The sequence below is a fragment of the Streptomyces sp. NBC_00503 genome (genome assembly GCF_036346895.1).
GTDB lineage: Bacteria > Actinomycetota > Actinomycetes > Streptomycetales > Streptomycetaceae > Streptomyces.
In genome coordinates, this window is the sequence record NZ_CP107855.1 from 2841893 (window position 1) to 2862179 (window position 20287).

The 20287-nt window shown below is 72.2% G+C and carries 18 protein-coding genes; 12 read left to right on the forward strand and 6 right to left on the reverse strand.

Features of this window, described 5'->3' with window-relative positions; genetic code table 11:
* Positions 1–204: 204 nt before the first annotated feature.
* A complete protein-coding gene (locus OG490_RS13225; RefSeq protein WP_330296482.1) occupies positions 205–966 on the reverse strand; it encodes a GntR family transcriptional regulator in 762 nt (253 codons plus the stop codon).
* Between the two features lie 173 nt (positions 967–1139).
* On the opposite strand from OG490_RS13225, the gene OG490_RS13230 reads away from it, so the two are divergent.
* Positions 1140–1556, forward strand: coding sequence for an ATP-binding protein (locus OG490_RS13230; RefSeq protein WP_330296483.1), 417 nt, complete (start codon positions 1140–1142; stop codon positions 1554–1556).
* On the opposite strand, the gene OG490_RS13235 is transcribed toward OG490_RS13230, so the two are convergent.
* Entirely contained in the window at positions 1528–3195 is a 1668-nt protein-coding gene (locus tag OG490_RS13235) for a thiamine pyrophosphate-binding protein (protein ID WP_330296484.1), read from the reverse strand. The two genes, OG490_RS13230 and OG490_RS13235, sit on opposite strands and share 29 nt — an antisense overlap.
* 66 nt (positions 3196–3261) lie before the next feature.
* Entirely contained in the window at positions 3262–4230 is a 969-nt protein-coding gene (gene speB, locus OG490_RS13240) for an agmatinase (RefSeq protein WP_330296485.1), read from the reverse strand.
* 117 nt (positions 4231–4347) lie between these two features.
* On the opposite strand from speB, the gene OG490_RS13245 reads away from it, so the two are divergent.
* From OG490_RS13245 to OG490_RS13260, 4 genes are all read left to right on the forward strand, one after another.
* Positions 4348–5880: a PucR family transcriptional regulator gene (locus OG490_RS13245; protein WP_330296486.1), complete on the forward strand. Its 1533-nt coding sequence runs from the start codon at positions 4348–4350 to the stop codon at positions 5878–5880.
* A gap of 107 nt (positions 5881–5987) precedes the next feature.
* Positions 5988–7145 (forward strand): acyl-CoA dehydrogenase family protein, encoded by a 1158-nt coding sequence (locus OG490_RS13250; RefSeq protein WP_330296487.1) that lies wholly within the window; start codon positions 5988–5990, stop codon positions 7143–7145.
* 35 nt (positions 7146–7180) lie between these two features.
* The gene (gene tesB, locus OG490_RS13255) at positions 7181–8059 is read left to right on the forward strand and encodes an acyl-CoA thioesterase II (protein ID WP_330296488.1); all 879 of its coding nucleotides are present in this window, start codon (positions 7181–7183) and stop codon (positions 8057–8059) included.
* Between the two features lie 27 nt (positions 8060–8086).
* Positions 8087–9064, forward strand: a complete 978-nt coding sequence (locus OG490_RS13260; protein WP_330296489.1) for a cation diffusion facilitator family transporter — start codon at positions 8087–8089, stop codon at positions 9062–9064.
* On the opposite strand, the gene OG490_RS13265 is transcribed toward OG490_RS13260, so the two are convergent.
* Complete coding sequence (locus OG490_RS13265; RefSeq protein WP_330296490.1) at positions 9042–9503, reverse strand: MarR family winged helix-turn-helix transcriptional regulator; 462 nt, start codon at positions 9501–9503, stop codon at positions 9042–9044. The two genes, OG490_RS13260 and OG490_RS13265, sit on opposite strands and share 23 nt — an antisense overlap.
* A 76-nt stretch (positions 9504–9579) precedes the next feature.
* Between OG490_RS13265 and OG490_RS13270 the strand changes: the two genes are divergently transcribed.
* Positions 9580–10428, forward strand: coding sequence for an SDR family oxidoreductase (locus tag OG490_RS13270; protein ID WP_330296491.1), 849 nt, complete (start codon positions 9580–9582; stop codon positions 10426–10428).
* 27 nt (positions 10429–10455) lie between these two features.
* Here the strand turns inward: OG490_RS13270 and OG490_RS13275 are convergent, their stop codons facing one another.
* Positions 10456–11262: a phosphatase gene (locus OG490_RS13275; RefSeq protein WP_330296492.1), complete on the reverse strand. Its 807-nt coding sequence runs from the start codon at positions 11260–11262 to the stop codon at positions 10456–10458.
* Between the two features lie 56 nt (positions 11263–11318).
* Positions 11319–11897: an SACE_7040 family transcriptional regulator gene (locus OG490_RS13280; RefSeq protein WP_330296493.1), complete on the reverse strand. Its 579-nt coding sequence runs from the start codon at positions 11895–11897 to the stop codon at positions 11319–11321.
* A 100-nt stretch (positions 11898–11997) separates the two neighbouring features.
* On the opposite strand from OG490_RS13280, the gene OG490_RS13285 reads away from it, so the two are divergent.
* From OG490_RS13285 to OG490_RS13310, 6 genes are all read left to right on the forward strand, one after another.
* Positions 11998–13614, forward strand: coding sequence for a carboxyl transferase domain-containing protein (locus tag OG490_RS13285; protein WP_330296494.1), 1617 nt, complete (start codon positions 11998–12000; stop codon positions 13612–13614).
* A gap of 16 nt (positions 13615–13630) precedes the next feature.
* Entirely contained in the window at positions 13631–15799 is a 2169-nt protein-coding gene (locus OG490_RS13290; RefSeq protein ID WP_330296495.1) for an acetyl-CoA carboxylase biotin carboxylase subunit, read from the forward strand.
* Positions 15796–16731 (forward strand): hydroxymethylglutaryl-CoA lyase, encoded by a 936-nt coding sequence (locus OG490_RS13295; protein ID WP_330296496.1) that lies wholly within the window; start codon positions 15796–15798, stop codon positions 16729–16731. The genes OG490_RS13290 and OG490_RS13295 overlap by 4 nt, the downstream gene beginning before the upstream one ends.
* 8 nt (positions 16732–16739) lie before the next feature.
* Positions 16740–17900 carry an acyl-CoA dehydrogenase family protein gene (locus OG490_RS13300; RefSeq protein ID WP_330296497.1) on the forward strand — a complete coding sequence of 387 codons (1161 nt, stop codon included), beginning with the start codon at positions 16740–16742 and terminating at the stop codon, positions 17898–17900.
* Positions 17901–18030: 130 nt separating this feature from the next.
* Positions 18031–19071 (forward strand): ABC transporter substrate-binding protein, encoded by a 1041-nt coding sequence (locus tag OG490_RS13305; protein WP_330296498.1) that lies wholly within the window; start codon positions 18031–18033, stop codon positions 19069–19071.
* Positions 19072–19196: 125 nt separating this feature from the next.
* Positions 19197–20129 (forward strand): siderophore-interacting protein, encoded by a 933-nt coding sequence (locus tag OG490_RS13310; RefSeq protein ID WP_330296499.1) that lies wholly within the window; start codon positions 19197–19199, stop codon positions 20127–20129.
* The last annotated feature ends 158 nt before the right edge of the window (positions 20130–20287 follow it).

The following is a 20287-nucleotide window of genomic DNA, read 5'->3' on the forward strand; positions in this document are numbered from 1 at the left end:
CACTCCGGGCGTCTCCGGCGCACGCGGAGGGCGCCGGGCGGGCGACGGGGGGCGTGAACCCGCGGGGCGATATTCGGCCCCGTCCAGGAGAACGTCGAAGTCGCCCCGGTCACCCATGGCGACGAGCTGCTCCAGCGCCCACAGCCTCTGGCAGCGGCGCTCGGCCTCGGCCGAAGATTCGTCGTCGTCCTCCACACGCTCCTCCTACGGGGCGTCGAACTCGTACTCCAGGACGTACGCGGAGGCATCGAGGACCATCTCGTTGACCTCCACGACCCGCCCGTCGGCGGCGAAGGCGGTGCGGACGACCAGGACGACGGGGGTCCCGGCGGCCAGCCCAAGGCTCGCGGCCTCGTCCGCGTTCGGCATCCGCGAGCGGATCTCCTCGCGGAAGCGGGCGGGCTTGTAGCCGAGCTCGGCGAGGCGGGCGTAGATCCCGCCGGGGCCGGTGTCCGGCTCAGTGATCGGCGTGCCCGCCACGAGGGCGGCGTCGAGGTACGAGGTCGCGTGCATGACGGGCTTGCCGTCGAGCAGGAACCTGCGGCGGCGGACGCACGCGGGTGCGTGGTCGGTGAGCCCGAGCAAGGCGGAGACGGCGTCGGGGGCGGGCTCCTCCGTGACGGAGAGCAGCTCGACGACGGGTTCCCGGTCCTCTGTGTCGGCGGCCCAAATGGACCGCCCCTCACCCCAGACCCCTTCGGCCAGCCGCTGAATCCCCCGCCGCCGGATCCGCCGGAACTCGCGGACGAAGACCCCGGCCCCCTTGCGGGCCTCGGTCAGCCCCTCGGCCTGGAGCACCCCGAGCGCCTGCCGTGCGGTCATCCGGGCGACCCCGTACGTGCTCATCAGGTCGTTCTCACCAGGCAGTCGATCCCCAGGGCCGTACTCGCCGGACTCGATGGCGTCCTTCAGTGCGGCAGCGATGCGCTGGTACTTGGGCTGCCGTACGGCTCCATCACTCGGCATGCGGGTCCTCCCTGATCATCTCTAGTCATCCTAGGCACCGCATCGCGCCAAAGTGGCGGCGCGCACGCCACCGCATGACATCCGCCGACATCTCTAGAGAATCGCTTGACCGTCCAGTCGCCGGGCCGCTTCACTGGATGGACTATCTCTAGAGAGGTGACTCCAAGACGCTGGTGCACGCCGATGAGATCTTCTGGCTGCTGCCCCGCAGCGATCACGCTCCGCGAAGGGCACGCGCACGACTGCGCAAGCAACTCACCGAGTGGGGCGTCGACCAGGACCCCGCCGAAACGGCGGAGCTGCTGCTCTCCGAGCTGGTCACCAACGCCGTACGGCACAGCCGCGCGCCGCAGGGGCGAGACATCGGGGTCCGGCTGGCCCGGTACGACGGGGTGCTGCGTGTGGAGGTCGCCGATGCGGGAGACCTCGTCGAGCTGACCCCGCAGGCCGCCACCGCGTGGGACGAGTCGGGCCGCGGGCTCGCCATCGTCGCCGCGCTCGCCGTGCGGTGGGGGCAGTGCCCCCGGCGGCACGGGATCGGCAAGGCGGTGTGGGCCGAGGTCAGAGGTGCGTCGGGGCGAACATCTTGAGGGTGGCCGGGAGGACCAGGACCGAGGGGCCCGGGGTGGCGAGAGACTTGGCGAGGTCCTCGTGGAGGGAGTGCGGGGTGGTCGTGGTCGCCGGGATGTCGAAGGCGGCGGCCAGGGCTACGAAGTCGGGGCGGGTCAGGGTCGTGCCCGTATCGCAGCCGTACTCGCGCAGGATTCCGTAGCCGCCGTCGTCCACGATCAGCCAGGTGACGTCCAGGTCGTGCTGGCGGGCGGTGGCCAGGTCGGCGATCGAGTACATCGCGCCGCCGTCGCCCGAGACGGCCAGGACCGGGGTGCCCGGGTCCGCGAGGCAGGCGCCGAGGGCTGCCGGGAAGGCGTAGCCGAGGCCGCCCGCACCCTGGGCCGAGTGCATGGTGTTGGGGTGCTTCGGGTCGAAGGCCGACCAGGCCCAGTAGGACAGGATCGTCATGTCCCAGAAGGACGGGGAGCGGGGCGGGAGGGCTCGGCGGATCGAGGTCAGGAGCTGTTGCTCCAGGGTTACGTCCTGGGAGGCCAGGCGGCCGGCGATGGAGGACAGGAGCAGGGCGACGCGCTCGGGGGCGGTCGGGTCCTCGCGCTCGGCGACCGTTTCCAGGAGGGCCTGGAGGGCGAGGCGGGCGTCCGCGTGAATGCCCAGGGCCGCGTGGTTCGACTCCAGCTTGCCCAGGTCCGCCTCGATCTGGACGACCCTGCCCTCCGGGAAGAACGTGTGGTAGTTCGAGCTGAGTTCGCCCAGGCCCGAGCCGACCACGAGCAGGACGTCCGCGTCTTCCAGGAAGTCCGTGGTGTGGCGGTCCTCCATCCAGGACTGGAGGGAGAGCGGGTGGGTCCAGGGGAAGGCGCCCTTGCCGCCGAAGGTGGTGACGACCGGCGCGTTGAGGCGTTCCGCCAGCTGCTTGAGCTTGCCCGCCGCGTCCGAACGGATGACTCCGCCGCCCGCGATGATCACCGGGCGGGCGGCAGTCTCCAGCCAGTGGGCCGCCAGGGCGGTGAGCTCGGGGCGGGGGGCCAGCTCGTGCGGGGTCGCATCCATGCCGGTGACCTGCGGGATGACGGTTTCCGCGCGCAGGACGTCTTCCGGGATCTCGACCCATACCGGGCCGTGCGGGGCCGTCAGGGCCGACTCCCAGGCCTCGGCGACGACCGAGGGGATCTGGGAGGGGGTACGGGCGATGTGGACGGACTTCACCACGTCGCGGAAGGAGGCCGCCTGGTCCCGCAGCTCGTGCAGGTGACCGCGCCGGCCGCCGCCCAGGCCCGCGGTCGGGACCTGGGAGGAGATCGCCAGGACGGGGGCGGAGGCAGCTGCGGCTTCCGCCAGCGCCGGGAGCGCCATCAGCGCGCCCGGACCCGTGGAGAGGAGGAGGGGGACCGCCTCGCCCGTCATGCGGCCGTACGCGTCGGCCGCGAAGGCCGCGTTGTTCTCCGTACGGAGTCCGACGAGGTGGAGGTCGGAGCGGCCGACGGCGTCGAAGAGGGCCAAGGCGTGCTGGCCCGGCAGTCCGAAGACGGTGGTGGCGCCGAGCGAGCGCAGCGTCTCCACGACCAGGTCCCCGCCCGTGCGCCCCGGCGGCGGCGAGAGCGCCGCCGCCTTCTGGGCTTCGGTGGGACGGAGTACCAGGTCGTGGTCGTGCGTCACGTGCGCTTACTCGCCCTTCGGGTTCGCCGGCACCGTCAGCCGGCGGCCTTCGCGGCCGCGCTGTGCTTACCGACTCTGCCTGGCGGCAGAGATCTGACGGCTCATGATCGTGGTCAGCTCGTACGCGGTGTGCGAGGCCGCGACGGAGGTGATCTCCGCGTGATCGTACGCCGGGGCGACCTCGACGACGTCCGCCGAGACCAGGTTGCAGGAGGACAGGCCCCGAATGATCTCGAGCAGCTCGCGCGAGGTCATGCCGCCGGCCTCGGGGGTGCCGGTACCGGGCGCGTGCGCCGGGTCCAGGACGTCGATGTCGATCGAGATGTAGAGCGGGCGGTCGCCGATGCGCTGGCGCAGCTGGTCGGCTACCTCGTCGGCGCCGCGACGGTAGACGTCCGCGGAGGTGACGATGCCGAAGCCCATCTTGGCGTCGTCGTCCAGGTCCTGCTTGCCGTACAGCGGGCCGCGGGTGCCGACGTGGGACAGCGCCTCGGTGTCGAGGATGCCCTCCTCCACGGCGCGCCGGAACGGGGTGCCGTGCGTGTACTCGGCGCCGAAGTACGTGTCCCAGGTGTCCAGGTGCGCGTCGAAGTGCAGCAGCGCGACCGGGCCGTGCTTCTTGGCCACCGAGCGCAGCAGCGGGAGGGCGATGGTGTGGTCGCCGCCGAGGGTCATCAGGCGGGAGCCCGCGCCGAGGAGCTCGTCGGCCGCGGCCTCGACCTGGTCGACGGCCTCGTTGATGTTGAAGGGGTTCACGGCGATGTCGCCTGCGTCAGCGACCTGCGCGAGCGCGAACGGGGAGGCGTCCTGCGCCGGGTTGTACGGGCGCAGCAGGCGCGAGGCCTCGCGGATGGCGTTGCCGCCGAAGCGGGCGCCGGGGCGGTAGGAGACCCCGGAGTCGAAGGGCACGCCGACGACGGCCACGTCCGTCTTGCCGCCGACCTCGTCGAGGCGGGGCAGCCGGGCGAAGGTCGCGGGGCCCGCGTAGCGCGGGATGCGGGAGGAGTCGACGGGGCCGCGCGGCTGCGTGCTCATGAGGGGGTGCCCTTCTGGATGACTGAACGGTGCGGTCCTTCGAGCGTACGGCGCCTCCCGGCGCGCCCGAAGTGTAGGTTTCATCCACGAATCGCCCTCGGAGTGTACGGAGCATCCATGTCAGAGCTTCCGGAAGGGGCCGGAGCCCCTCCCACCACACCGGTGCCGCTGGCGGCCCTGGGCCTGCGACTGCTCGCCGCACCCGAAGGGGCCGGAGCGGCCGAGGTGCACGGGGTGCACGCCTCCGAGATGGCCGACCCCTCCCCCTACCTGCTGGGCGGCGAACTGCTGCTCACGGCGGGGGCCTGGTCCGACGACCCGCGGGAGTACGTCGGCCGGCTGGTGCGGGCGGGGGTGGCGGCCCTCGGCTTCGGCGTGACCCCGGTGCACGAGCGGGTCCCGGAGGAACTGGTGGCGGCCTGCGCCGCGGCGGGACTGCCGCTCGTGGAGGTGGAGCCGGGAACCCCCTTCGCGGCGGTCGCGCGCACCGTGTGGCGGCTGATGGCGGAGGCCCGGACCCGGGAGCTGCGCCGGGTCGCCGAGGCCCAGCGGTCGCTGGCCGCCGCGGCTTCCCGCCCGGACCCGGTCCCGGCCGTCCTGGGCCGACTGGCGGCCGCGCTGGGCGGGCACGCGGAGCTGATCGACCCGGCGGGTCCGGCGGGTCCAGCGGGTCCGGCCGGTCCGGCCGGTCCGGCGGGTCACGCGCAGACCTCCGAACGGGCGGTCCCGCCGCAGGTGCGCGAGGCCCTGGACGCACTCGCGGCCCGGGTCGGCGGCAGCGGGCCCGTGACCGCGACGGACACCGCGGCGGGCTGGCACCTGACCGCCTACGCCCTGGGGCGCCGGGCCGGCAGCGGCGCGGGTGGCGGCGCGCCCGGCCCGGTGCTCCTCCTCGCCGCCCCGGAGCGCACCCCCGGCGACCACACCATCGCGGGCGCCGCCGCCGTCCTCCTCACCCTGCTGACCGCGCCCCGGCAGGCCGCCGCGGCCGGTGCCCGGTCGGCGGCCCTGCTGTCGCTCCTGCTGGGCGGACCGGCCGCCGAGGCAGCCGCGCTGCTGGGCCCCGGCCCGTGGACCGTGGCCCACGCCCGGCCCCTGCCGGGGGCCGGGGCCGCCGCGGTGGCCGACCCGGAGGCCGTGGCGGCCCTGGCCGAGGGTCTCGGCGCGACCCTCGCCGCCCCCGCCGGCGCGGGCGGGACCGTACGCCTGCTCCTGGACCGGGACCCCGCTCCGCGGCCCGGGTGGCGGCTCGGCATCAGCGCCCCGGCCGCCGCCGGGGAGCTCGCCGCGGCCGACGCGCAGGCCGCCGGGGCGCTGCGCCGGGCCGAAGCGGCCCGCGCCGCGCTGCTGCGGCACCGCGAGGGCGGCCTCGCGGCCCTGGTCCCGCCGGGCGCGGCCGAGGCCCATGCCCGTGCGCTGCTGGCGCCGCTGACCCCCGTCCAGTCGGAAACCCTGCGCGCCTGGCTGGCCCACCACGGCAGCTGGGACCGTACGGCCATCGCCCTCGGCGTGCACCGCAACACCGTCCGCCAGCGCGTGGCCCGCTGCGCGGCGCTCCTGGCCCGCGACCTGGACGACCCGGACACGCGCATGGAGCTGTGGTTTGCGCTACGTACCCTGGACACGCAGCACAACTCGCCGGTAACTTAATCTGAGCAAGCGCTTAGACCTCAGCCATCAATTGAGGAACCACGACGGCGCGCAACCACCTCCGCGAGAGCGGCGGCGGTTTAGCCGCAAAAGAGGGGAGTCGGCCCGTGCGCCGTACCGTTTTCAACGAGGACCACGAGGCGTTCCGCGAGACCATCCGCGCCTTCATCGAGGCCGAGGTCGTCCCCGTCTACGACGAGTGGTTCACGGCCGGTCAGGCGCCCCGCGAGTTCTACTACAAGCTCGGCGAGCTGGGCATCTTCGGCATCAACGTGCCCGAGGAGTTCGGCGGCGCGGGCCTGGACACCCACAAGTTCGAGGCCGTCCTCTACGAAGAGACCTCGCGCGCCGGCGTCCAGTTCGGCGGCTCGGGCGTCCACGTGCTGCTCGCCCTCCCCTACATCAAGATGCTGGCGGGCGACGAGCAGAAGAAGCGCTTCCTGCCGAAGTTCGTCACCGGCGAGGAGATGTGGGCCCTCGCGATGACCGAGCCGGGCACCGGCTCCGACGTCGCGGGCATGAAGACCACCGCCAAGCTCTCCGAGGACGGCACGCACTACGTCCTCAACGGCTCCAAGACCTTCATCACCGGTGGCGTGCACGCCGACCGCGTGATCGTCTGCGCCCGCACCTCCTCCCCGCGCGAGGACGACCGCCGCTTCGGCATCTCCCTCTTCGCCGTGGACACCAAGTCCGAGGGCTACTCGATCGGCCGCAAGCTCGACAAGCTCGGCCTGCGCACGTCCGACACCGCCGAGCTGGCGTTCGTCGACGTCAAGGTCCCGGTCGAGGACCTGCTCGGCGAGGAGAACAAGGGCTTCTACTACCTCGGCGCGAACCTGCCCTCCGAGCGCTGGGGCATCGCCTTCGGCGCGTACGCGCAGGCCAAGGCCGCCGTCCGGTTCGCCCAGCAGTACGTCACGGACCGCACGGTCTTCGGCAAGCCGGTCGCGCACTTCCAGAACACCAAGTTCGAACTGGCCGCCTGCCAGGCCGAGGTGGACGCCGCCGAGGCCGTCGCCGACCGCGCGCTCGAGGCCCTGGACGCCGGTGAGCTGACCGCCGCCGAGGCCGCGTCCGCGAAGCTGTTCAACACCGAGGTCGCGCACCGCGTGATCGACAAGTGCCTCCAGCTGCACGGCGGGTACGGCTACATGAACGAGTACCCGATCGCCCGCCTGTACGCCGACAACCGCGTGAACCGCATCTACGGCGGCACCAGCGAGGTCATGAAGTCGATCATCGCCAAGTCGATGGGCCTGTAAGGGTCCGTCGGGACAAGGGACTTACCCTTCCCCTCATGAACGAGGCACTGACGACGCTCCTCGATCTGCTCGACCTCGAGCAGATCGAGGAGAACATCTTCCGCGGTACCAGCCGTTCGGCGCTGGTACCGCGGGTCTTCGGCGGCCAGGTCGCCGCCCAGGCCCTGGTCGCGGCCGGGCGCACCGTGCCCGAGGACCGCACGGCGCACTCGCTGCACTCGTACTTCCTGCGCGCCGGGGACCCCGGCGCGCCCATCGTGTATTCGGTCGACCGGATCCGCGACGGGCGCTCCTTCACCACGCGCCGGGTCGTCGCCGTCCAGCACGGGCAGCCGATCTTCCACCTCTCCGCGTCGTTCCAGACGCACGAGGAGGGCCTCGACCACCAGGCCGCGATGCCCGACGCGCCCGACCCGGAATCCCTGCCGACGGCCGAGGAATCGCTCCCGCTCTACCGCGAGATCTTCCGCGACCCGGGCACGGTGGAGCGGCTGATCGACGCGCGCGGAGCGGTCGACCTGCGGTACGCGACCACCCCGCCCTGGGGCAGCGTCGGAGAGCCGATCGAGCCCCGCTCGCAGGTGTGGTTCCGTACCGCCGGGAAGCTGGACAGCGCCGATCCGCTGCTGCACACCTGCCTGGCCACGTACGTCTCCGACATGACCCTGCTCGACTCCGTACTGCTCGCGCACGGGCGGGGCGGGTGGGCGGTCGGCGATGTCGTCGGCGCCTCGCTGGACCACGCGATGTGGTTCCACCGGCCGTTCCGTGCGGACGAGTGGCTGCTGTACGACCAGGAGTCGCCCTCGGCCGCCGCCGGTCGGGGCCTCGGCCAGGCCCGGATCTGGACGCAGGACGGCCGGCTGGCCGTCACCGTCATCCAGGAGGGCGTGGTGCGCGTCCCGCGCGCGTAGTACGGCCGTCCGACGTACCGTCACTCCATGTCGAGCAGCAGCGGAAGTGAAGAGGAAAGCGTCGGCACGGTCGTCGTGGCCGTGGTCACCAACCTCGGCATCGCGGCCGCCAAAGCGGTCGGCGGGGTCGTCAGCGGGTCGAGCGCCATGCTGTCCGAGGCCGCGCACTCGGTCGCCGACACGGTGACCGAGGTGATGCTGCTGGCCTCACTGAAGCGCAGCGCGAGGCCGGCCGACGAGGCGCACCCGCTGGGGTACGGGCCGGAGCGGTACATCTGGGCCCTGCTCGCATCGATCGCCACGTTCGTCGGCGGCGCCGTGTTCGCGATCTACGACGGCATCCACACGCTGATCCACGGGGAGGACCCGGGGAATCCGACGCTGTCGTACGTCATCCTCGCCATCGCCTTCCTGCTGGAGGGCTACTCGCTGCTCGTGGCCTGGCGGCAGGTACGGCGCGAGGCGGCCCGGATGCAGGCACCGTTGGGGCTGTACGTGAAGCACACCCCGGACACGGCGGTGAAGGCCGTCCTGCTGGAGAACGTGGCCGCGCTGATCGGCCTGGCGCTGGCGGCGGGCGGGCTGCTGGGCGCGCAGCTCACCGGATCGGGCGCGTACGACGGGGTGGCCTCGCTGCTGATCGGGCTGCTGCTGGTGTGGGTGGCGTGGGAGCTGGGCCGCTCGAACGCGCAGTACCTGATCGGGCGGCCGCTGCCCGCCGCGATGCGCGCGGACGTACGCGAGGAGCTGCTGTCGGTGCCGCACATCGAGGCGGTGCTGGAGCTGACCACGCTGGTGCAGGGGCCGGCGGAGGTGCTGATCGCGGCGAAGATCGACTTCCACGACCTGGCCTCGGCGCGGCAGGTGGAGCAGTCGTGCGAGGTGGCGGAGGCGCAGCTGCGGGAGCGGTTCCCGGCGGTCCGCCGGGTGTACCTGGACCCGACGCCCACGCCCACGCCCACGCCGACGCCTGCGCCTTCGCCTACTTCGACGGACGGGCCTTGAGCTTGGCCCAGATCCCTTCCAGCGCGGCGATGTCGGTGTCGTCGAGCCGGTCGTCGAACACCTCGGCCAGCGCCTCGCGGCGGGTGGCGTCGGCCTCGGCGAAGGCCCGGCGGCCCGCCTGCGTGAGGGCGATCCCGGTCGAGCGGGCGTCGGTCGGCGACGGTATCCGCTCGACCAGCCCGCGGGCCTGGAGCGCGTCGGTGACGCGGGAGACCTGACTGCGGCTGAGCAGGGTCCTGGCCCCCAGTTCGGAGGGTGCGACCGGCTCCGTCTGGCCGTTCAGCCACAGCATGACCTCGAACCAGGACAGTGGCAGGTCGTGGCGGCGCGTGAGGGCCTGGTCCACCCGTGCGGTGAGGGTGGTTCCGGCCCAGACCAGTCCGTAGAAGGCGTGGTCGCGGGGGGTGAGACCGCCCATGGTGAGCTCGTTGTGCGCCATGCGGACAGGATACGGGTTGCGTGCACACGCACACAAAGATAATGTGTGTGTGCACGCACAAACTTAGGGAGACCTCGTGGACACCAAGACCGTTCTCATCACCGGCACCTCCTCCGGCATCGGCCTGGCGGCCGCCGTGGCCACCGCGCGGGCCGGCTGGCACACCGTCGCCACCATGCGCGACACCAGCCGCGCCGACGCCCTGCTCAAGGCCGCGGACGAGGCCGGGGTGAGCGACCTGGTGCAGGTCAAGCGGCTCGACGTGACGGACGCGGCCTCGGTCGCCACCTGCGTGGCCGAGGTCGTCGCCGAGCACGGGCGGCTCGACGCCGTCGTGAACAACGCGGGCGCGGGCTCCGTCGGCACCATCGAGCAGCACGGCATGGACGCGGTCCGCTCCGCCATGGAGGTCAACTACTTCGGGGTCGTCGAGCTCACCCGCGCCGCCCTCCCCCACCTGCGCGCCTCCGGCGGCCGGGTCATCACCGTCACGAGCGTCGGCGGCGTGGTCGGCCAGCCCTTCAACGAGTCCTACTGCGCGGCCAAGTTCGCCGTCGAGGGGTTCATGGAGTCGCTCGCTCCGGTGGCCGCGAGCGTCGGTGTCCACGTCACCGTCGTCGAACCGGGCGCCGTGACCAGCGAGTTCGTGGCGAGCCTGAAGCTCGACATCCCGGCCATGCTCGCCGAGGCCGGCCCCTACGCCCCGGCGCTGCAGGCGTACGTCGAGCGCACCACGAAGTCCTACGGCAGCGCCGGCGCCCAGACCTCCGAGGAGGCCGCTGCCCCGATCGTCGAGGTGCTGACCGCCGAGCGGCCCGCGTTCCGCGTCCAGACCTCGGACTGGGCCCGCGAGTTCGTCGCCACCAAGCTCGCCGACCTCGACGGCTCGGCGGTGCAGGACCTTACGGGCAGCTGGGTGCGCTGAGCCGGCCCGGTCCGGCGCCCGGCGGGGCTACAGCAGCCCCGCCGCGTCCAGGAGGTAGGACACCATCGGGTCGTAGAAGCGCGGGTCGCGGACGTGGTCGTCCAGCGGGATCGCCACCTGGAGGGTGCCTTCGGCCTCGCCCAGGAAGAGCGCCGGGTCGTTGCAGTCCGCATAGCCCACCGCGTCCAGGCCCCGCTGCGCGGCGCAGCCCGCCCAGCCGTGGTCGGCGACGACCAGGTCCGGCTGCGGGCGGTTCATCGCGGCCAGGCCGTCGAGGATCGCCGCCATCGGCTCCGGGGAGTGGGTGTGCCACAGGGTCGCGCCCCGCTCCAGGACCGCGACGTCCGCGAACTGCCACACCGAGCCCTCGTCGGCCGTCAGGCCCTGCGGGATCACCACGATCTCGCAGCCCGCCGCGCGCAGGGCATCGGCCGTCGCCCGGTGAACGTCCAGCAGGCCCCCGGGGTGCCCGGTGGCCAGCAGCACGCTCTGCCGGTCCAGGGCGGCCTTGCGCAGCCGTGCCGCGAGCCGGTCCAGGCCCGCCACGGTCAGTTCCGGGTCGATGGTTTCCTGGCCGAAGCGGTACGCGGCGTCGTCCACGACCCCGCAGCGCTCCGCCATCACCGCGAGCACGTCCTGCTCGTCCGTCCAGCGGTCGCCCAGCTCCAGGCCCAGCCAGTAGTGCCGGTCTCCGTTGGCGAGCTTGCGGTAGTGGGAGAGGCAGTTCTCGCGCGGGGTGGCCACGTCACCCGCGATCCGCGTCCGGACCAGGTGGTCGATGAGTTCGGCTCGGCTGGGCACTGGCGTCTCTATCGGCTTCGGCATGCGGCCCATTCTGCCGCCGCCTGCCCGGAGCCGTCCCTTCCGCCCCGGCCAGCGGACGCGTCCCGTCATCCCGACAGCGCCCCGAAGGCCCCGTTCGCGAGCCTCCTCAGCAGCGATTCGGTCGCCTCCCGGCCGAGCACGGCCAGGTGCGGGGTGGAGTTCAGCAGGCCGAAGACCGCGTGCACGCAGACCCGCACCTCCGTCTCGCCCACCTCGGGGTGCAGCTCCCGCACGACGTCGACCCACAGCTCGACGTACTGGCGCTGGAGCTGCCGTACGAGCTTGCGGTCGGCCTCGCGGAGCCGGTCGAGCTCCCGGTCGTGGAGGGTGATCAGCGCCCGGTCGTCGAGCGCGAAGTCGATGTGGCCGTCGATGAGGGAGGCCAGTACGCCGGACGGGTCCCCCGCGGCCTCCTCCACCCGTCGGCGGCCGCCGGTCAGCAGCCGCTCGCTGATGCCGACGAGCAGCTCGGCGAGCATGGCGTCCTTGCCCGCGAAATGCCGGTACAGGCCGGGGCCGCTGATGCCCACCGCGGCCCCTATTTCGTCCACGCCGACGCCGTGGAATCCACGCTCGGCGAAGAGGCGGGCAGCCTCGCCGAGGATCTGCTCACGCCGGGTCGGGGCGGCCGCTCTGGTGCTCATGGGAATCCATTCTAGACAGGGCCGTTAGCGGTCGTTAACCTAAGTCCCACATGCGTTAACGCTCATTAACAAGAGCGCACCGAGCAAGGGAGCTCGACCGATGCAGCAGGCACCAGTGCTGACGAGCGCCGCCGACCCGGCGTCCGATGCCTGGCGGGCCAACGAGGCCGCCCACCGCGAGCTCACCGAGGGCCTGCGCGCCCGGCTGGAGGCGGCCCGGCTCGGCGGTGGAGCGAAGGCCCGCGCCCGCCACACGGCCCGCGGAAAGCTGCTGCCGCGCGACCGCGTGGACGCCCTCCTCGACCCCGGATCCCCCTTCCTGGAGCTGGCCCCGCTGGCCGCCGAGGGCATGTACGGGGGCGCGGCCCCGGCCGCGGGGGTCATCGCCGGCATCGGGCGGGTCAGCGGCCGCGAATGCGTGATCGTCGCCAACGACGCCACGGTCAAGGGCGGCACGTACTACCCGATGACCGTCAAGAAGCACCTGCGCGCCCAGGAAGTGGCCCTGGAGAACCGTCTCCCCTGCCTCTACCTCGTCGACTCCGGCGGCGCCTTCCTGCCCATGCAGGACGAGGTCTTCCCCGACCGGGACCACTTCGGCCGCATCTTCTACAACCAGGCCCGCATGTCCGGCGCGGGCATCCCGCAGATCGCCGCCGTCCTCGGCTCCTGCACGGCCGGCGGGGCGTACGTACCGGCCATGAGCGACGAGGCCGTCATCGTGCGCGGCCAGGGCACGATCTTCCTCGGCGGCCCGCCGCTGGTGAAGGCCGCCACCGGTGAGGTGGTCACGGCCGAGGAGCTGGGCGGCGGCGAGGTCCACTCCCGGACCTCCGGCGTGACCGACCACCTCGCGGAGGACGACGCGCACGCGCTGCGGATCGTACGGAACATCGTGGCGACCCTGCCCGACCGCGGGGCCCTGCCCTGGTCGGTGGAGGCCCCCGAAGAGCCCAAGGTGGACCCGTACGGGCTGTACGGCGCGGTCCCCGTCGACTCCCGCACCCCCTACGACGCCCGCGAGATCATCGCCCGGCTGGTGGACGGGTCGCGGTTCCAGGAGTTCAAGGCCGAGTTCGGGCAGACCCTGGTCACCGGCTTCGCCCGGATCCACGGCCACCCGGTCGGGATCGTCGCCAACAACGGCATCCTCTTCTCCGAATCCGCCCAGAAGGGCGCGCACTTCATCGAGCTGTGCGACCAGCGCGGCATCCCGCTGCTCTTCCTGCAGAACATCTCGGGCTTCATGGTCGGCCGCGACTACGAAGCGGGCGGCATCGCCAAGCACGGCGCCAAGATGGTCACAGCAGTGGCCTGCACCCGGGTCCCGAAGCTGACGGTGGTGGTCGGCGGCAGCTACGGCGCGGGCAACTACTCGATGTGCGGCCGGGCGTACTCGCCGCGGTTCCTGTGGATGTGGCCCAACGCCAAGATCTCGGTGATGGGCGGCGAGCAGGCCGCTTCCGTGCTCGCCACGGTCAAGCGGGACCAGATCGAGGGCGCGGGCCAGGAGTGGTCGGCGGAGGACGAGGAGGCCTTCAAGGCCCCGGTCCGGGCCCAGTACGAGGCCCAGGGCAACGCCTACTACGCCACCGCGCGGCTGTGGGACGACGGGGTCATCGACCCGATGGAGACCCGGCAGGTGCTGGGACTGGCCCTGACGGCTTGCGCGAACGCTCCCCTGAGCGACTCGGGCTTCGGCATCTTCCGTATGTGACGTGAGGACCTCTTCGATGTTCAGCACTGTTCTGGTCGCCAACCGGGGCGAGATCGCGGTCCGGGTCATCCGGACGCTGCGGGAGCTCGGCATCCGCTCCGTCGCCGTCTTCAGCGACGCGGACGCCGACGCCCGGCACGTACGGGAGGCCGACACGGCCGTCCGGATCGGCCCGGCGGCCGCCGCCGAGAGCTACCTGTCCGTGGAACGGCTGCTCGACGCCGCGCGCCGGACGGGGGCCGAGGCCGTCCACCCCGGCTACGGCTTCCTCGCGGAGAACGCCGCCTTCGCGGCCGCCTGCGCCGAGGCGGGCCTCGCCTTCATCGGGCCGCCGGCCTCGGCGATCTCCCTGATGGGGGACAAGATCCGGGCGAAGGAGACCGTGAAGGCCGCGGGCGTCCCGGTGGTCCCGGGATCCTCCGGAAGCGGGCTCTCGGACGCCGAACTGGTCTCCGCCGCCGAGAAGATCGGCATGCCGGTACTGCTCAAGCCCTCGGCGGGCGGCGGCGGCAAGGGCATGCGGCTCGTCCGCGACGCGGCAGCGCTGGGCGAGGAGATCGCCTCCGCCCGGCGCGAGGCGCGGTCCTCCTTCGGTGACGACACGCTGCTCGTGGAGCGGTGGGTGGACCGGCCCCGGCACATCGAGATCCAGGTACTGGCGGACGCGCACGGCAACGTGGTGCACCTGGGCGAGCGCGAATGCTCCCTCCAGCGGCGCCACCAGAAGGTGATCGAAGAGGCCCCCTCGGTCCTGCTCACCCCCGAACTGCGGGAGTCGATGGGCGCGGCGGCCGTGGAGGCGGCGCGCTCGTGCGGGTACGTCGGCGCGGGGACCGTGGAGTTCATCGTCCCGGGCGGGGACCCGTCCTCGTACTACTTCATGGAGATGAACACCCGGCTCCAGGTGGAGCACCCGGTGACCGAACTGATCACGGGCCTCGACCTGGTGGAGCAGCAGCTGCGGGTCGCTGCCGGCGCGGAGCTGGGCTTCACGCAGTCGGATGTCGTCCTGACCGGGCACGCGATCGAAGCGCGGGTCTGCGCGGAGGACCCGGCCCGGGGGTTCCTGCCCTCCGGGGGCACGGTCCTGGCACTGTCCGAGCCTTCGGGCGGGTCGGTACGGACCGACTCCGGGCTGGTGGCCGGGGTGGACACCGGGTCGACGTACGACCCGATGCTGTCGAAGGTGATCGCGTACGGGCCCGACCGGGCCAGTGCGCTGCGCTTGCTGCGGGGGGCTCTGGCGGAGACCGTGATCCTGGGGGTCCAGACCAACACCGGTTTCCTGCGGAGGCTGCTGGCGCACCCTGACGTGGTGTCGGGTGACCTGGACACCGGTCTGGTCGAGCGGGACCTGGCCCAGCTCCTGCCGGAGGGGGTTCCGGCCGAGGTGTACGTGGCGGCTGCACTGCTGGCCTTCCCCCACCCCGCCCCTTCCCGAAACCGGGCTCTGCCCGGACCCGCGCCTCAAACGCCGGCGGGGCTGGATGGTGCCGCGGCGGCGGGAGGATGGGTCGACCCCTTCGATTCCGCCAACGGCTGGCGCCTGGGCGGGACCCCCGCCTGGACGGTCCACCACTTCCGCCTCCCCGGCCAGGACCCGGTGGAGGTCCGCACCCGGCCCGCCGGGCCCGATGCCGGAGTCGCCACGGAGGTCCTGCTCGGCTCGGCCGAGGCCCCACTGCCCGCACCTGACGGCGGCGCCGGCCCAAATCCAGCCCCGCCGGCGTTTGAGGCGCGGGGTCTGGGGCGGAGCCCCAGCACACCGGCCCGGGGTCGGATCGTCGCACGCACCCCCGACCACGTGACGGTCGAACTCGACGGCGTCACGCATCGCTTCGCCTACGCACCCTCCCCCGAGGGGACCTGGCTCGGCCGCGACGCCGACTCCTGGCACGTGCAGGCGTACGACCCCGTGGCGGCAGCCCTCGGCGGCCGGGGTCACACCGGCGCCGGAACACTGGCCGCCCCCATGCCCGGCACCGTCACCGTCGTGAAGGTGGCCGTCGGGGACAGGGTGGAGGCCGGGCAGAGCCTGCTCGTCGTGGAGGCCATGAAGATGGAGCACGTCATCTCCGCCCCGCACTCCGGGACCGTCACCGAGCTCGACGTCTCCCCCGGCACCACCGTCGCCATGGACCAGATCCTGGCCGTCGTCACCCCGGACGAGGAGGAGGGCGAATGAACGGGCTGCCCATGGCCGTCGCCGCACCCGGGCTTCCGCCCCGGATCCGGATCCACGAGGTCGGAGCCCGTGACGGGCTGCAGAACGAGAAGACGGCGGTTCCGACCGCAGTCAAGGCCGAGTTCATCCACCGGCTGGCCGCCGCCGGGCTGACCACCATCGAGGCGACCAGCTTCGTGCACCCCAAGTGGGTTCCGCAGCTGGCCGACGCCGAGCAGTTGTTCCCGGAACTCGGCGACCTGCCGGGGGTCCACCTCCCGGTCCTCGTCCCCAACGAGCGCGGCCTCGACCGCGCGCTCGCGCTCGGCGCCACCCGCATCGCCGTGTTCGGTTCGGCCACGGAGACCTTCGCCTCCCGCAACCTCAACCGGACCGTCGCCGAGTCCCTCGCCATGTTCGAGCCCGTCGTGGCCCGCGCCAAGGAGGGCAGGGCGCACGTGCGCGGCTACCTCTCCATGTGCTTCGGCGACCCCTGGGAGGGCCCGGTCCCGGTCCACCAGGTGGTGGGCGTGGCCAAGGCCCTGCTCGACCTGGGCTGTGACGAGCTGAGCCTCGGCGACACCATCGGCGTCGCCACCCCGGGGCACGTCCAGACCCTCCTGAGCGAGCTCAACGAGGAGGGCGTCGGGACCGACCGGATCGGTGTGCACTTCCACGACACCTACGGCCAGGCCCTGTCCAACACCCTCGCCGCGCTCCAGCACGGCGTGACCACGGTCGACGCTTCCGCCGGCGGCCTCGGCGGCTGCCCGTACGCGAAGAGCGCGACCGGCAATCTCGCGACCGAGGACCTCGTCTGGATGCTCGACGGCCTCGGCATCGAGACCGGGGTCGATCTGGCCGCCCTCACCGCCACGAGCGTGTGGATGGCCGAGCAGTTGGGGCGCCCCAGCCCCTCCCGTACCGTCCGCGCCCTCTCCCACAAGGAGTAACGAAGACCATGGCCCTCGACCACCGGCTCACCCCCGAGCACGAGGAACTCCGCCGCACCGTAGAGGCGTTCGCCCACGATGTCGTGGCGCCGAAGATCGGCGATCTGTACGAGCGGCACGAGTTCCCGTACGAGATCGTCCGTGAGATGGGCCGCATGGGCCTCTTCGGCCTGCCCTTCTCCGAGGAGTACGGCGGTATGGGCGGCGACTACCTCGCCCTCGGCATCGCCCTGGAGGAGCTGGCCCGCGTCGACTCCTCGGTCGCCATCACCCTGGAGGCGGGCGTCTCGCTGGGCGCCATGCCCCTCTACCTCTTCGGCACCGAGGAGCAGAAGCGCGAGTGGCTGCCGCGGATGTGCTCCGGTGAGATCCTCGGCGCCTTCGGCCTGACCGAGCCCGGCGCGGGCAGCGACGCGGGCGGCACCCGTACGACCGCCGTCCGGGACGGCGACGAGTGGGTGATCAACGGCTCGAAGTGCTTCATCACCAACTCCGGTACGGACATCACCGGTCTGGTCACCGTCACCGCGGTGACGGGCCGCAAGGCGGACGGCCGTCCCGAGATCTCCTCGATCATCGTCCCGTCCGGCACCCCCGGTTTCACCGTGGCCGCCCCGTACTCCAAGGTCGGCTGGAACTCCTCGGACACCCGTGAGCTGTCCTTCGCGGACGTACGGGTCCCCGTGGCCAACCTGGTCGGCCACGAGGGCCGCGGCTACGCCCAGTTCCTGCGCATCCTCGACGAGGGCCGCATCGCCATCTCGGCGCTGGCCACCGGGCTCGCGCAGGGCTGCGTGGACGAGTCGGTGAAGTACGCGAAGGAGCGGCACGCCTTCGGCAAGGCGATCGGCGACAACCAGGCCATCCAGTTCAAGCTGGCGGACATGGAGATGCGCGCCCACATGGCCCGGATCGGCTGGCGCGACGCGGCCTCCCGGCTGGTGGCCGGGGAGCCGTTCAAGAAGGAGGCGGCCATCGCCAAGCTGTACTCCTCGACGGTGGCCGTGGACAACGCGCGCGATGCCACGCAGATCCACGGCGGGTACGGGTTCATGAACGAGTACCCGGTGGCCCGGATGTGGCGGGACTCGAAGATCCTCGAGATCGGCGAGGGCACGAGCGAGGTCCAGCGCATGCTGATCGCCCGTGAACTGGGGCTTTCCGGCTGACCCGGAGCGTTCCGCACGAAGAGGGGGCCCTGTTGGTTAGGGCCCCCTTACCGCTTTTAGTGAAGGTTAGGCTAACCTTCCTTTCGAACGGCCCGACGGTCGCCCGGCACGCATGAAAGCGGACATCGACATGCCCAAGTCCCGATCCTCCCTCCTCACCCGCCGCGGTCTCATCGCGGCAGGCGGCGCTCTCGGCCTCGTCGCCGCGCTCACCGCCTGCGGCGGCAACGACTCCGCGAAGGACGGGTCGGGCAGCAAGGACAAGGGCTCCGCGGCCTCGGGTCCCTGGAGCTTCAAGGACGACCTCGGCAAGGAGGTCTCCGCCAAGTCCACACCGAAGAACGTCGTCGCGTTCACCGGCACCGCCGCCGCGCTGTACGACTACGGGGTCAACGTCAAGGGCGTCTTCGGCCCGACGAAGACCGCCGACGGCAAGCCCGATGTGCAGGCCGGATCGATGGACATCTCCAAGGTCGAGATCCTCGGCAACGTCTACGACGAGTTCAACGTCGAGAAGTACGCGGCCCTCCAGCCCGACCTGCTGGTCACCAACACCTGGGACGGCACGTACTGGTACGTCCCCGAGGCCTCCAAGGACAAGATCCTGAAGCTGGCCCCGGCCGCCGCGATCGGCGTGGGCGGCGACGTCACCATGGACAAGGCCCTGGCCCGCACCGCGGATCTCGCGGGGTCCCTGGGCGCAGACCTGAACGCCAAGAAGACCGTGGACGCCAAGGCCCGCTTCGAAGCCGCCTCCGCGAAGCTGCGCGAGGCCACCAAGGCCAACCCGGGCATCAAGGTCCTCGTCGGCTCCGGCTCCGCCGACCTGTTCTACGTCTCCACCCCGGCCACCTCCGCCGACCTGAAGTACTTCCAGTCGCTCGGCGTCGAGTTCGTCGTCCCGGAGAAGACGCAGGAGGGCGGCTTCTTCGAGAGCCTCAGCTGGGAGAACGCCGGCAAGTACAAGGCCGACGTCGTCCTCCTCGACAACCGCACCGGCACCCTCCAGCCCGAGCAGCTGAAGGCCAAGCCGACCTGGGCCGAGATGCCCGCCGTCAAGGCCGGCCAGATCACCCCCCGCGTGACCGAGCCGATCTACTCGTACGAGAAGTGCGCGCTGATCCTGGAAGAGCTCACGAAGTCCATCCAGAACGCCAAGAAGGTCAGCTGACCTCAGGCCGTCCGGCCCCGGCGCCCCACGCGGGTGTCGGGGCCTTTTGCCTCACCCGGCCGCCTGCCCCGCCGCACCACCCCGCCGCCTCACCCGGCACCGACCCGACTCCCAGGGGGACCCGCATGACCGCCACCGCATCAGCCGCGGCCGCAGCCGTCGAGGCCGCCGAAATCGCCGAAGGCACACCGGACTTCGGCTTCTTCGAGCTCGAAGTCCTCCGCACGCGCCGACTCGGCCACTCGTTCCTGCGGATCACCTTCGGCGGCGCGTCCCTCGCGGGCTTCCGCTCGGGCGGCTACGACCAGAGCCTGTCCCTCTTCCTGCCGCCCGCCGACCGGGAGCACACCGTGCTGCCGTCCACGGCCGAGGACACCTGGTTCACGCAGTGGCGCGCGATGCCGGACGAGGAGCGCCCGGTGATGCGCTCGTACACGGTCCGCGAGCAGCGGCGGACTCCCGAGGGCGTGGACGAGGTCGACATCGACTTCGTGCTGCACGGAGACACCTCTGCGGCCTCGTACTGGGCGGGCCGCGCGGTCACCGGCCGCCGGATCATGGCCATCGGACCGATGGTCGCGGAGAACAAGTCCGTGCGCTTCCAGCCGCCGGCGGCCACCGACGCGATCCTGATGTACGCCGACGAGACCGCCCTGCCGGCGGCCGCCGCGATCCTGGACCGGCTCGCGGACGGCACCCGGGTCAAGGCCTGGTTCGAGGTGCCGCACGAGGACGACCGGCTGGTCCTGCCGACGCTCGCCGACGCCGACATCACCTGGGTCGTCCGCGCGGGCGGCGCGGGCCGCGAGCGCACCGACCACCTGCTGGAGGTGGTCCGGGCGGCCGGAATACCGGCCGCCGAAGCCCCGTACGCCTGGATCGCGGGCGAGTCCGCGACGATCCGGGCGGTCCGCCGGCACTTCGTGCAGGAGCGCGGCGTCGACCGGCGCGCGGTGCGCTTCACCGGCTACTGGCGGCTCGGCGCGAGCGAGGAGGAGCTCCTCGCGGAGGCGTACGCGGGCCGGGCGCCCAGCGAGGACCCGGGCGCGGCCCTCTAGTGCGGTCACGGCACTAGCCGACGTCGAGTCAACTTCCGTTCGTCCGAGAACACTTGAAATGGGTCCCGGCTTCCCGTCGGGGCCCATCTCCATTTGGAGTGACAGTTAGGTTAGGCTAACCTAATTAATGCACCCCATGCCCCCCTCTCCCCCTGCCC